Genomic DNA, 13,234 nt, shown 5'->3' on the forward strand with positions numbered 1-13,234 from the left:
GGGATCCTCATCTTTCTTTTAAGTTCCGTGTTCTGATTCCTCTTTTTCCTTCAAAGCTTTGATGATCTTGGCCGGGGTGATGGGCAGGTCCTTGATCCTCACTCCGACGGCGTCTTCAATGGCGTTGGCGATGGCGGCGGACGTCGGCAGAAGCGAGGCCTCCCCCATCCCCTTGGCGCCGAACGGCCCTTCGGGGTCGTTGGTTTCCACGAGGATCGTTTCCATCGGCGGCATTCCGATTGACCGCGGCAGGCGGTAATTGGCGAAGTTGGGGTTTACCACGCGGCCGTTGCGGAACTGCAGGTCCTCGTAAAACGTGTACCCGATTCCCATGGCCAGAGATCCTTCGATCTGGGCCTCGACGGACTGCGGGTTGATCGCCTTGCCGATGTCGTGGGCGTCCCACATCTTGATGATCTTGACCTCTCCGGTCTCGGTATTGACCTCCACTTCGGCGATCTGCGCCTCGAATCCGTAACTTCCTGAAACGTTCCCTTCCCCTGTCCGGAAGTCCACAGGCGTTGTCTTGGGGTTATAGCTGCCCCGTCCGATGATCTGCCGGCCGTAGTTGAACGAGTAGCAGAGCTCCAGGGCCTTGTCGAAATTCATCAGTTTGATTTTGTCCTTCAAATGGAAAACCTGCTCGGCCTCGATGTCCAGATCGTTGATGTCGATCTTCAATTCTTCGGAAACGACCTGAAGAATTTGCATCTTGGCGTCTTTGCCGGCGCGCAGGGCGGCGTTGCCGGAAATGAAGGTCACGCGGCTGGCAAAGCTTCCGGTGTCGAACGGCGTGATCTCTGTGTCTCCGGAACGGCACTTGATGCGTTCGTATTTGACGCCGAGCGCGTGGGCCGCGATCTGGGACAGAGCCGTGTTGGACCCCTGGCCGGTGTCGGCCGCTCCTGTGAATAAATACACCGACCCGTCCTCTTCGACCTTCACGATGGCGCCTGCCGATTCGTGGGATTTGTACATTTTGGAGCCCATGACGTCGGCGGCGATCCCGATCCCCACACCGCGGCGGAGTTTTCCGGTTTTGTGGTAATCCGGGTTGCCGCGTTTTTTTGTCCATTCGGCGGCGGAAGAGGCCTTTTCGATGCACTCCTTGAGGCCGTTAGTGGTCAAAAGCATTTTATTCACGGTGACCATGTTGGGGGTCGTGATATTGCGAAGGCGGAAATCGATCGGGTCCAGGCCGAGGTCCTTGGCCACGAGGTCCATGTGCGATTCGATGGCCCAGCCGGACTGCACCCCTCCGAACCCGCGCATGGCGCCGCTGATCGGGGTATTGGTGTAAACGCGGTAGCCGGTGATCCGGAAATGCTGGATTTTGTAGACCATGAAGATGCGCATGATGGCGGCCGCCAGGACCGTCGGGCCGTAACTGCAGTAGGCCCCCCCGTCCGCGATGACCTCTCCGGCGATGGCCGTGAGGATCCCGTCCTTGGTCGTTCCTGTTTTGATGGTGTAATGCATGGCGTGCTTGCGACGGGAAAAAGAAAATTCTTCTTCACGGTCATAGCAGATTTTGACGGGCAGCCCGCCGGCTTTTTTGGACAGCAGACAGGCGGAGAAATCCATAGGCAGCATTTCCAGCTTGCCGCCGAATCCCCCCCCCACCGCGAGTTTGATCACTCGCACGTCGTTCAAGTCCATGCGCAGGGTTTTCGCCAAGGCCTCCCTGGCCTTGAAAGGCGCCTGGCTGGAGGACCACAGGGTGATTTTATTGGTAAAGGTTTCCCATTGTCCAACGCACACATGGGGCTCCAGGGCGGCCATGGCCGCGGCTGAGGCGTAAAATTTGTCTTCGCGCACGTGGTAGGATTCTTTAAAAGCCCTTTCCACGTTGCCGAAATTGACCGGCAGGATGACGCCGATGTTGTTGAGCGCTTCATGGATCTGCGGGGCGCCGGGTTTCATCGCCTCCAGCATGTCTGTTACGGACGGAAGGATTTCGTATTCGACCTTGACGAGTTTCACGGCCCTTTCCGCGGTCTCTTCATCCACGGCGGCGATTGCCCCGATCTCATCGCCGATGTAGCGCACCTTTTCATTTTCCAGCGGCAGTTGGTCGACCGTGTGGGGAAAGAAATATTCGTTGGACCCGAATTTGATGTTGTAGGTGTCCTTGGCGGTGACCACGGCTTTGACGCCGGGGAGTTTTTCCGCTTCGGACGTGTCGATGCGCAGGATCTTCGCGTGCGGGTGCTCGCTGCGGATCATTTTGCCGATCAGCATGCCGGGCAGGTTCAGATCAAAAACATACTTGGTCTGGCCCGTGACGATGCCGCGGCCGTCGATGCGGGGCACACTTTTCCCAACGGGATTGAGGTTGACGCGGTCTGTGGATGAATTGACGGATGTGCTCATCTTTATGACTTTTCTTACCCTTGCAAAGGAACGGGGCGAACCCATTCGCTTCACTCAGGGTGGTTTGGCCCAGGAGGGCCAAACCATTAACCCCGGCGGTTTGCCCTGCCAAGCGATGAGGGCACAGCCGGGGGGACGGTTAACCGGACTTTTGCCCGGAGGTTTTCAGGTATTCTTCGTAGGTCATGCCCTTGGTCATGGTGTTCTTGAATTTGTCCTTGACCCCTTCCTCTTCTGGCCCGGGATGGCGGCCGTGTTTCATCCAGTCCCCGGCTTTGCGGACAGCGTCAAAAATTTTCGGATACCCGGCGCAGCGGCAGATGTTCCCGTCCAGGGCGTACTCAATCTCTTCCTGGGACGGCTGCGTGTTTTTTTCCAGCAAGGCCTTGGCCGACATGACCATGCCGGGGATGCAGAACCCGCATTGGACGGCCCCGTAATCGAGGAACGCCTGCTGGACCGGATGCAGCTTGTCCCCTTCAGCCAGGCCTTCGATCGTCGTGATCTCCTCCCCTGCCATGTCGCAGGCCAGGGTGATGCATGACAGGACGGCCTTGCCGTTCACCTGCACGGTGCAGGTGCCGCACTCGCTTTCCTCGCAGGCGGTCTTGGTCCCGGTCAGGCCGATGGTGTCCCGCAGGACCTCCAGCAGGGTTTCGTGGCCCTTGAGGTCGAGGTCAAATTTGCGTTTATTGATGGTCAGGGTGGTCGCGGCCATGTCAGTGGGTTCTCCGCTTTTCGAGGAGCTCTTCCAGCATGCTTTTGATACTCACGCGGAACATGTGTTTTTTGTAATCGTCGCTTCTCTTATCGTAAATGTTAACGTCCAAATGGTCAAGCGCTTCCTTGGCGATTCCCTCGCGGGCCTCTGCGGAGTTAAGGAATTTTTCCAGGACCAAGTCCCGTTGGGCGAAGGCGGTGCCGCTGTTGACGGTCACGCGGGTGTCCGCGAAACGGTCCCCCTGGAAATGGGCCCGGATGCAAACGGCCAGCAGCGGGATGTCCACGTGCATGGTTTTCCTCACGCGGCGATAGGCGATCCTGGCGTTTTTGTCCCGCGGGATGGTGACGTGGGTGAAAATTTTGTCGGTCTTGGCGTTATTTTTGAAAAAATCGTCGGCTGACATAACGACCGATTTCCCGTCGGCCCCCACAAAATGCATCTGCGCGTCCAGGGCGATCATCACGGCCCCCATTTCCGTCCAGGTGTAACGGCAGGTCAGGTTGCCGCCGACCGTGGCCATGTTCCGGATTGGGTTGGTCGAGATGTTGCGGCAGACCGTATGCAGGATTTCAAAATTGTCCTCCAGCAGCGGTGAATCAAAGAGGTCGTTGATGATGGTCATCGCCCGGATCGTGAGCTGTTTTTCATCCGCCTCGATCCCCCTGAGCTCGTCAACCTTGCGCAGGCTGATTACATGCTGCGGGGTTTTGGTCCCCTTTTTCTTTAAAAGTTTAAGACTGTTGAGCAAAAAGGTCCCCCCTGCCAGGATTTTGACGTCCGGAAGGGACGCTGCCAGCTGGGACGCTTCCGCGGAGGTTTTCGGGCTATGAAAGGTTAAGGGATTTAATAGCATGACGCCTGTAATAGCTGAATTAACTGGACTTGCGATAAAAATAGTAAAATTTTACTATGCGCAACAGTATAACAAAAAAACCGGTTTTTGCAAGAAAAATTCCAGGAAAACTACATTTTTCTGTCCGGGACGGGCGGGTTGCCGGAAGTCTTCAAATCATCCAAGACAATTTCCACAACAGCCGCGTCCCAGCCATGTGAAGCAATTTCCGCTCTCAAGGCCTCCCTGCCCTGACCCAGAAGCTGTGGCCGGCCGCGCAGATAGTCTTTGAGGATTTCCATATTAAAGATCTGGTGGCGGTTCAGGCGCCATCTCAGGGGTTTTTCGCTGACGGCCCGGTTTCTCAGAAACGCCAGCAGTCCCAGCAGCAATGGGAGAAGCAAAATGGAAACGGCGCTGTAAAAATGATACTCCGTGGATTGACCCAAAAGGTACGGGGAGGTATCCCAGAAGACGTCAAAAACATAATGCGCGACGATGACCGCAACGATCCCGTGACGAAGATAGACCCAGGACAAGAACAGCCCCAGGCAAAAAATTTCAAAGCTGCGGAACCACATGGGGTAGACTAGGTACCCGCTGTGGCCGTAGCCCCAGATAACGCAGGAGATGATGCAGGCCAGGACCGTGTTCCGCAGGTATTTTTTCCCAAGACTGATCCCGAACATCCGGAACATGATTTCCTCCGGGAAACTGGCCCCCACGCCGATGATCAAGGCCGACAAGACCGGCAGGTAGCTGGACGACAGCCGGGCCATCCATGCGTATTCGATCCAGACGCCCAGATACCGTTGCCCGTATTCGTACAAGGCCGACTGGATGCCGATCATGATCGCGGCGAACATGTATCCCAGGATCACCGTCCTGCTGAATTCTCTGGAGAAAATCGTCGTGCGGATATAGTGCAGGAAGGCCCCCTCCTTTTTGTGGGGGAAAATCTGGTAGTGCAGGGCTTCCCCCGCGAGCAAGGGCATGATGATGCCGATGGTGGCGATAAAGACGTCCAGGATGAGATTGGAGAAATGTTGCCACAAGTACGAATTGAATGAGGATGTCGTCGGGTAATGGAACAGAGTGCTCTGGAATTCGTTGAGGTGTCCCAGGATTGTCAGGGTAAAGAGGACCAGGGTCAGCAGGATTACGAAAGGTTTGACGCAGTGCATCACCAAGTTATTTTTGTGCAACAGGACGAAAAAGACGGCCGCGGCCAGAAGCCCGTAATAAACGATCCGGAAAATGACGGAGAGATTTCGGCCGATGTCCTGGCTGGAGCTCAATTTCCGGTTGAACTGGTCTGGCAGCAGGAGTTTCTGCTTGTAGAAATTCATGACCTCCCCGCCTGAGACCGTGATGCCGGAGATCAGGATCGCCCCCCCGTTGTCTTCGATACGGCTCCAGGGGATATAAACGCCCTCCTTTTCCCAAGTGAAGAAAAATTCGATCCTGTTGTCAAACGTGGTGCGCAGGTGGGAATGGAGTTTGTAGCTTTCCGGAAGGTAACCGAATTTTTTCTGCAGATACTGGAACGCTTGTTCCCGGGAGGCGTCCTCGTTCACCTCCGGACGGGACGCGCTGGCATCTATCCTCCGCTGATAGCCGGTGACCTCTCCTGTCGCGGCGCTAACCGAGACCTGATACTCTTCGGTCTGCTTTTCCTTGTAGTAACGCACTTTCCAGAAGAACAATTCATAATTGTGCTCTTTGAAGAATTCCAGCTCTTTTTTAAAGCCGACGGCTTTTTGCAGATATTGGTCGGCGGCGATGGCCGCGACAAAGACCGATGCGCGCCGGTAGCCGGACATGTCCAGCCCCCGGTCCTCTTTGAGAAAGCGGTCGGCGATTTCAACGGCTTGGGGACGGTCGACGGAGAGATCGATGAACGAGAGCTGAGGATAGGTGAACGTCACCCAGATGACGGCGCCGATCAAGGCGAGCAGAAAGATTTGGAGCCAGACGATTTTTTTCATCGGCATGTTTTCACAGAAGATGGATGACTTCCTTGGGCAGGCGGTTTAATTCCTGCGTCCCGAGGATCTTGATGGACCACCGCAGAAGCTGAAGTTTTTGTTTGAGGCGCGTGTTGGGCTCGGTGATGTTGGCCAGCCGCCGGCGCGACAGGAACAGGACCTTGCGCAGGGTCGTAAAAACGATCCTCGCCTCGGTGGCCCGCTCGTGGCCGAGGGTGAGTCCGTTAAGGCTTTCGTAGGCCAGTTCGTTGACCGCCGAATTGTAATGATCGAGTTTTTGGATCAGGGCCGGGACCATGGTCTTGTAATAGCGGTAACGGTCCATCCGGCAGAGGGCGTGCATGATCTCCACCTGCACGAAGGGCGAGTCCGTCAGGTTCAGCCGGCGCAGGAGATTTTTCTCAACGATCTTTTTTCCCGGATAGAAAATTTCATCAAGGTATTTTGTTCTCAAGACCCGGATCGCGGCGGCCAGTTTCATGCCATCGAGGCTTTCATCCTGGATCATGGCCAGGATGGTCTCAAGGTTCTCTTTGCTGAAGTTGGCGGTATAGCCGTCGAGCATCAGTTTGTCGTTGAAGATCGCCTGGTCGGGAATGGCATCTTCGGCCCTTCCCGTTTTTCCTGGCCAGATCGTCAGGAGCGACATCAGCGCGCAGAGGCAAAGGCATTTATTCACCGGGGTGCTGCGGAGCATCATGGCCTTTGTTCGACCTCCAGCGAGAAATCCACGGCCGAGGGAGAATGGGTCAGCGCCCCGACCGAGATCCGGTCAACGCCGGTGCGGGCGATGGCCCGCACGCTTTTGAGCGTGATGCCGCCGGACGCCTCCAGTAGGCACTTTTTGCGCAGCCGGTCCCGGAGCCGGACGGCCCGGCGCAGCTGGGCCGGCGTCATGTTGTCCAGCAGGATCATGTCGGCTCCCGCTGCCAGGGCCTCGCTCAGCTGTCCCAGGGTCTCGATTTCGATCTCAACGGGTTTGGAAGTTTTTCTGCGGACTTCGCGGATCATGTGCGGATAGCTGTGGTGTTTAGCGGTTTTCAGATGATTGTCCTTGATCAGGACCATGTCGCTCAAATCCCGTCGGTGGTTGGTGCCCCCGCCGCAGCGGACAGCCATTTTTTCAAGGTCTCTCAAGCCCGGCAGGGTTTTGCGGGTGTCGAGGATTTTGGCCTTGCTGGGACCGGCTTGTTTCACAAACCGGCGGGTCAGAGTGGCGATCCCGGACAGGTGCGAAAGGATGTTGAGGGCGGTCCTCTCCCCTGCCAGGATGGCGCGGGTTTGGCCCGTCAATTTGAGGATCTTTTGGTTCTTTTTGACCGCGCGGCCGTCCCGCGTGGAAATTTGGATCTTCATCGACGGGTCGAGCCGCCGGAAGACCATGGCCGCGACAGCCAGCCCGCAGACGACGGCGTCATGTTTGGCGATGACGGCCGCGGACGAACGCTGGGACACGGGGATCAGGCTGCGGCTTGTGACGTCCGCAAAGGCGGCATCCTCGTTCAGCGCCCGGTTAATCAGTTGTCGCAATGTTTGTTTCATAGAGATTTTTGGTTCGGTTGCGATTATAGCCCCCCACCGGGGATGATGCAAGGTCAATGACTCAAATTCCGGATGACGCCGTCAAGCTCCTGGATCTTGCCAGTGAGCGCGGCCAGCCGTTCCTGTTCCTTTTTCACCACATCATGGGGCGCCTTGGCCAGGAAGCTCTGGTTAGCGAGGCGGCCGGAGAGGCCGGCTGAGTCTTTTTTGAACTGGGCGATCTGCTCGAGGATGCGCCGTTTTTCTTTTTCCACGTCGATAACATCCCCCAGCGGCAGGGCGAATTTGATGCCTCCCGTAATGCCGGTCGCGGCATTTTTTAATCCTGCAAGGTTGTCCGGGGAGACGACGGGATTTATTCTGCCCAGGTTCTGCAGTATCTCTTTTGTTTGATCGAACAAGCGCTGGTGCGCCTTTGCGCCGGCGGCGAAATGGCAGTCCAAAACCTGCTGAGGCTTGATGTTCCACTGGACCTTGAGGTTGCGGATGCCGGAGACAAGGTCAATAATGGTCTGCATGCTGTCTTCCGTCGGGCTGTCGATCAGCCCGGGCTTGGCCTCCGGCCAGGGCTGGACGGCCAGGCAGTCCTTGCTGATCCCCAGATGGGCCCAGATTTCCTCGGTGACAAACGGCAGGAACGGATGCATCATGCGCACGGATTTTTCAAGAATGGCAAACGTGATCTTCTGGACGGCCGGATCGCTGAACCGGCCCTTGATCATTTCCAGATACCAGTCGCAGAAATTTTTCCAGAAGAAATCGTAGATCAGGTTTTCGGCCTCGGAGAACCGGTAATTGTCGATGGCACGGTCGACCTCGGCCAGGGTGGAATAGAATTTGGAAACGATCCACCGCGTCGGCAGGTCCGAAGTTCTGACTGAGGCGTCGTTCTCAAGATCGATGTTCCTCTCTCCTTCCGGAAGAGAGACGTTCATCAACACCAGCCGCGACGCGTTCCAGATTTTGTTGGCGAAATTGCGGCCGACCTCGAATTTTTCCTTTGAGATGTAAAGGTCTTGGCCGGAATTGACGATGAGGCTGAAGCGCAGGGCGTCTGCGCCGTATTCCCCGATGATCTCCAGCGGGTCGATGGCGTTGCCGAGAGATTTGGACATCTTCCGCCCCTGGGCGTCGCGCACCGTGCCGTGGATGTAAACGTCCGAGAACGGGATGTCGCCCATGAATTCTATTCCCGCCATGATCATCCTCGCCACCCAGAAAAAAATGATTTCCGATGCCGTGAACAGCGAATTCGTGGGGTAAAAATATTCCAAATCCTTCTTCTGCTGACTTCTGACATCTGACTTCTGACTGCCCTCCGGCCATCCGAACGTGGCAAAGGGCCAAAGCCAGGAGGAAAACCAGGTGTCCAGCACATCCTCATCCTGTTTCAGTTGTAAGGAACCGCAATGCGGGCACTTGGCCGGGGCCTGGTCAGCGACAATCGGTTCGGAACATTTTTTCTCACCGTCGCAGTACCAGACCGGGATCCGGTGCCCCCACCAGATTTGCCGGGAAATACACCAGTCGCGGATTTCCTCCATCCAGTTGGTGTAGACCTTGGTCCAGCGTTCCGGGTAGAATTTGATCTTCCCGTCCTTGACCGCCTTGAGGGCGGGTTGGGCCAGGGGCTTCATTTTGACAAACCACTGTTTGGATAGGTAGGGTTCCACAACCGTGTGGCAGCGGTAACAATGGCCTACGGCGTGGGCATGCTGATCCATTTTTTCCAGAAAATTCGCTTCTTTAAGGGCCTCAAGCACTTTGGCGCGGGCCTTGAAGCGGTCCATATCCTTGAACGGACCGGCGTTTTCATTGAGCCGGGCGTCCGGGTGCATGATATTGATGAATTCCAACTTGTGCCTCTGTCCCATCTGGAAGTCGTTGGGATCGTGGGCCGGGGTCACTTTGACCACGCCGGTCCCGAATTCGGGGTTGACGAAATCATCTGCGATGATATTGATCTCGCGGTTCAACAGCGGCAAGACCAGGGTTTTGCCGATCAATTTTTTGTAACGGGGGTCGTTGGGATGAACGGCCACGGCGGTGTCGCCCAGCATGGTCTCGGGGCGGGTGGTGGCCACGATGACGAATTTTTGGAGATCGTCCTTGAACGGATAGCGGATGTGGTAAAGCGAGCCGTTGACATTTTTGTGTTCCGCCTCTTCGTCCGACAGCGCGGTCTGGCAGCGCGGACACCAGTTGATGATATACTGGCCGCGATAGACGAGGCCCTTTTTGTACAGAGCGATAAAAACATGCCGGACCGCTCCGCTGTAATCGTCGTCCATGGTGAACCGCGTGCGGGGCCAGTCGCAGGAAGCGCCGAGCTGTTTGAGCTGGTTGATGATCGTGTCCCCGTACTGTTTTTTCCAGTCCCAGAGGCGGGTGAGCATCTCTTCCCGGCCGATGTCGTGGCGGGTCTTCCCCTCTTTCGCCAGCTGTTTTTCAACGACGTTCTGCGTGGCGATCCCCGCGTGGTCAGTCCCGGGCATCCAGCAGGCCTCGAAGCCCTGCATGCGTTTGTAACGGATCAAGATATCCTGCAGGGTGTTGTTCAGGGCGTGGCCCATGTGCAGGATCCCGGTGACGTTCGGCGGTGGGATGACGATGCTGTACGGTTTTTTCCCATCCCTGGGTTCGGCGTGGAAAATGCCGTTGTCTTCCCAGTGCCGGCGCCATTTGGCCTCGACGTCTTTGAAGCTGAATCGTGTGGAGAGGTCGTTCATGATTTTTAAAAAAGTCACAAGGCCACAAAGCCACACGTCACACGAGGGCATGTGACTTTGTGACGTGTGACCCTGTGACCTATTTTTTGGTATCCTTGAGTAATTTATACTCGACGCTGTCCACCAGGGCCTCCCAGCTGGCCTCGATGATGTTCTCATGCACGCCGACCGTGGTCCAGGAATTGGAATCGTCCTGGGACTCGATGAGGACGCGCACCTTGGCGGCTGTTCCTGCCTGGGTGTCCAGGACGCGGACTTTGTAGTCTGACAGATGCATGGACTTGATGCCGGGATAAAATTTCTCCAGCGCGTGGCGCAGGGCCTTGTCGAGGGCGTCCACCGGACCGTCGCCGCTGGAGGCGCTGAATTCCTCCCGGCCGTCTTTGATCTTAAGGCGGATGGAAGCCTCGGCGAAGATCTTTCCGTCGAACCGTTTTTCCGTCGCGACCTTGAATCCTTCCAGGGTGAAGAACGGCTTGTATTGCTTGAGGTGGCGGCGCATGAAAAGTTCAAACGACGCGTCCGCGGCCTCGAACTGGTACCCGCCATGTTCCTTGTCCTGCAGGGCCTTGAGCAGTTTTTGGGTCTGAGGGGACTTTTTGTCTAAATGGACGTTCATTTCCTTGGCCCGCAGAACGATCGGCATCTTGCCCGCCAATTCCGATGTCACAAACCGGCGGCGGTTACCGACGGCCTGGGGGTTGACGTGCTCATAAGCGATCGGGTTTTTCAGCATGGCGTCGATGTGCACGCCTCCCTTGTGGGCAAAGGCGGAGTGGCCGACGAACGGATGGTTGTCCGGCAATTTGAAATTGCTCACTTCGCTCAAAAAATACGATGTCTCTGTGAGCAGTTTGACCTTGTCCTCGGGAATGGATTTCCGGTGGAGCTTGGTGTTCAGGATCCCGACGATGGTGCACAAATCCACATTGCCGCACCTCTCCCCCAGCCCGTTGAACGTCCCCTGCACCTGGATACAGCCCATCTCGACCGCGGCCAGGCTGTTGGCCACCGCGAGGTCCAGGTCGTTGTGGCAATGGATGCCCATCGGGGCCGTGAGTTTCTCCCGGACAGCCGCCACAATGTCCCTGACTTCTTCGGTCAGCGTGCCCCCGTTGGTGTCGCACAGGACGATGCAGTCCGCGCCGGCATCCTGGGCGGCCAGGACCGTTTTCAGGGCGTAGTCGGGATTTCTCTTGTAGCCGTCAAAAAAATGCTCCGCGTCGTAGAAGACCTCTTTCCCTTTTTTTTTCAGAAATGACACGGAATCGTGGACCATCGCGAGGTTTTCCTCGAGCGTGGTCTTGATGATGTCGGTGACGTGCAAGTCCCAGCTTTTGCCGAAGATCGTGCATGTCGGCGTTTTGGATTTGATGAGTTCGTTCAGGTTGACGTCCTCGGAGGCCTTGACCCCGGCCCTCCGGGTTGAGCCGAACGCGGCGATCTTGGCGTGCTTGAGCTTCTGGTGCCGGATCAGCCGGAAGAATTCTTTGTCTTTCGGGTTGGAGCCGGGCCATCCGCCTTCGATGTAGTGCACGCCCAGGTTGTCGAGCTTTGCGGCGATTTTCAGTTTGTCGTTGACGGTGAACGATATCCCTTCGGTCTGGGAACCGTCCCGTAACGTTGTGTCATAGATGACGACGCGTGGCATAACCAGTTCGCTTTCACCGGCGCAACGCCGGATTTGGTTAATGAGCCCCAAACTTACGGACGGTAGGTGAACGTAAGTTTGCTGGGCGAATTAACCCCAGAGGTATCCTGCTAAGCGCCAAGGGCTCTGGGGCTATCCGTTTAAGGTGTCCAGCTTGAAAACTTTATGCAGGGCCTTCACGGCCTTGTCCGACATGTCCTGCTGGATAATACAGGAGATGCTGATTTCCGATGTCGAGATCATGTCGATGTTGATTTCGTTCTCAGCCAGGGTCTGGAACATTTTGGCCGCGATCCCCGAATGAGATTTCATGCCGGAACCCACGATGGAAATGCGGGCGACACTTTTGTCTTCCAGGACGTCTCCGGCATCGATTTTGGCCGCGATCTTTTTTGTTGTCGCGAGGGCCTTGGTCATGTCCGCTTTGGGGATCGTGAACGAAAGGTCCGTGTGGCGGGTCTGGCTGACGTTCTGGACGATCATGTCGACGATCACGCCGGCCTTGGAAATTTCTTTAAAAATGATGGCCGCGACCCCGGGCTTGTCCGGAACGGCGCGGATGGTGATTTTGGCCTCGGATTTATTGCAGGTGATGCCGCGGACGGCGATGTCTTCCAGTTTTTCTGTCGAGTGCACAATCATGGTCCCTTCCTCCTTCGAGAAGCTTGATCGGACGTGTAACGGGATGTTGAATCGTTTGGCGACTTCGATGGAGCGCGCCTGCATGACCTGGGCGCCCAGTGAAGCCATTTCCAGCATTTCGTCGAACGTGATGGTCTTGATCTTCCGGGCTTCCTTGACGATGCGGGGGTCCGTGGTGTAGATGCCCTCCACATCGGTGTAAATTTCGCAGACGTCGGCCTTGAGCGTCTTGGCCAGGGCCACCGCGGTGAGGTCCGACCCCCCCCGGCCGAGGGTCGTGATGTCGTTCTCCCGTGTGATGCCCTGGTAGCCGGCCACGATGACGATCTTCCCTTTGGTCAGGGCCTTGCGGATCCGGCGCGCGTCAATCGTTTCGATCCTGGCCTTGGTGTGGGTTTTGTCGGTCTTGATCCCCACCTGCCCTCCGGTAAAGGAGATCGCGTCATGCCCCTGGTCCTTGATCGCGATCGCCAAAAGTGCGCAGGAGATCTGTTCCCCTGTGGACATCAGCATGTCCATTTCGCGGGCCGGGGGGGTGGCATTGAGTTCGAACGCCATGGATTCCAGCTCGTCGGTGGTGTCGCCCAGGGCGGACACGACCACCACGATGTCATTGTGCTTGGTTTTTGTTTCGAGGATCCGGTTGGCGACGGCCTTGATCCGCTGGATGTTGGCAACGGACGATCCGCCGAACTTCTGAACGATCAGGGTCTTTTCCATTTCGATGTTACCTTCCTTAATGTGGGCTTGACT

Annotated in this window: 8 protein-coding genes and 1 pseudogene; all 9 read right to left on the reverse strand. The window is 56.5% G+C overall.

Annotated elements, in window-relative coordinates:
• Nucleotides 1-18 precede the first annotated feature (18 nt).
• On the reverse strand, nucleotides 19-2,373 hold the full coding sequence (locus tag Q8Q08_10580) for a molybdopterin-dependent oxidoreductase (GenBank protein MDP2654461.1): 2,355 nt from the start codon (nucleotides 2,371-2,373) through the stop codon (nucleotides 19-21).
• A gap of 280 nt (nucleotides 2,374-2,653) precedes the next feature.
• Nucleotides 2,654-3,091: pseudogene (locus Q8Q08_10585) on the reverse strand ((2Fe-2S)-binding protein).
• Between the two features lies 1 nt (nucleotide 3,092).
• A complete protein-coding gene (locus tag Q8Q08_10590) occupies nucleotides 3,093-3,950 on the reverse strand; it encodes an FAD binding domain-containing protein (GenBank protein ID MDP2654462.1) in 858 nt (285 codons plus the stop codon).
• A gap of 110 nt (nucleotides 3,951-4,060) precedes the next feature.
• On the reverse strand, nucleotides 4,061-5,917 hold the full coding sequence (locus Q8Q08_10595; protein MDP2654463.1) for a CPBP family intramembrane metalloprotease: 1,857 nt from the start codon (nucleotides 5,915-5,917) through the stop codon (nucleotides 4,061-4,063).
• A 10-nt stretch (nucleotides 5,918-5,927) separates the two neighbouring features.
• Nucleotides 5,928-6,617, reverse strand: a complete 690-nt coding sequence (locus Q8Q08_10600; GenBank protein MDP2654464.1) for a hypothetical protein — start codon at nucleotides 6,615-6,617, stop codon at nucleotides 5,928-5,930.
• Entirely contained in the window at nucleotides 6,614-7,459 is an 846-nt protein-coding gene (gene nadC / locus Q8Q08_10605) for a carboxylating nicotinate-nucleotide diphosphorylase (GenBank protein MDP2654465.1), read from the reverse strand. The genes Q8Q08_10600 and nadC overlap by 4 nt, the downstream gene beginning before the upstream one ends.
• 53 nt (nucleotides 7,460-7,512) lie before the next feature.
• Nucleotides 7,513-10,188: a valine--tRNA ligase gene (locus Q8Q08_10610; protein MDP2654466.1), complete on the reverse strand. Its 2,676-nt coding sequence runs from the start codon at nucleotides 10,186-10,188 to the stop codon at nucleotides 7,513-7,515.
• Nucleotides 10,189-10,267: 79 nt separating this feature from the next.
• Nucleotides 10,268-11,839: a citramalate synthase gene (gene cimA, locus Q8Q08_10615; protein MDP2654467.1), complete on the reverse strand. Its 1,572-nt coding sequence runs from the start codon at nucleotides 11,837-11,839 to the stop codon at nucleotides 10,268-10,270.
• Between the two features lie 132 nt (nucleotides 11,840-11,971).
• Nucleotides 11,972-13,201 carry an aspartate kinase gene (locus tag Q8Q08_10620; GenBank protein MDP2654468.1) on the reverse strand — a complete coding sequence of 410 codons (1,230 nt, stop codon included), beginning with the start codon at nucleotides 13,199-13,201 and terminating at the stop codon, nucleotides 11,972-11,974.
• Nucleotides 13,202-13,234: the final 33 nt, after the last annotated feature.

The sequence above is a fragment of the Candidatus Omnitrophota bacterium genome (assembly GCA_030688425.1).
Lineage (GTDB): Bacteria > Omnitrophota > Gorgyraeia > Zapsychrales > JANLHA01 > JAUYIB01.

Coding starts and splice junctions, on each gene's coding strand:
- Q8Q08_10580 (MDP2654461.1), bottom strand. CDS start 2,373: ATGAGCACATCCGTCAATTCATCCACAGACCGCGTCAACCTCAATCCC.
- Q8Q08_10590 (MDP2654462.1), bottom strand. CDS start 3,950: ATGCTATTAAATCCCTTAACCTTTCATAGCCCGAAAACCTCCGCGGAA.
- Q8Q08_10595 (MDP2654463.1), bottom strand. CDS start 5,917: ATGAAAAAAATCGTCTGGCTCCAAATCTTTCTGCTCGCCTTGATCGGC.
- Q8Q08_10600 (MDP2654464.1), bottom strand. CDS start 6,617: ATGATGCTCCGCAGCACCCCGGTGAATAAATGCCTTTGCCTCTGCGCG.
- nadC (MDP2654465.1), bottom strand. CDS start 7,459: ATGAAACAAACATTGCGACAACTGATTAACCGGGCGCTGAACGAGGAT.
- Q8Q08_10610 (MDP2654466.1), bottom strand. CDS start 10,188: ATGAACGACCTCTCCACACGATTCAGCTTCAAAGACGTCGAGGCCAAA.
- cimA (MDP2654467.1), bottom strand. CDS start 11,839: ATGCCACGCGTCGTCATCTATGACACAACGTTACGGGACGGTTCCCAG.
- Q8Q08_10620 (MDP2654468.1), bottom strand. CDS start 13,201: ATGGAAAAGACCCTGATCGTTCAGAAGTTCGGCGGATCGTCCGTTGCC.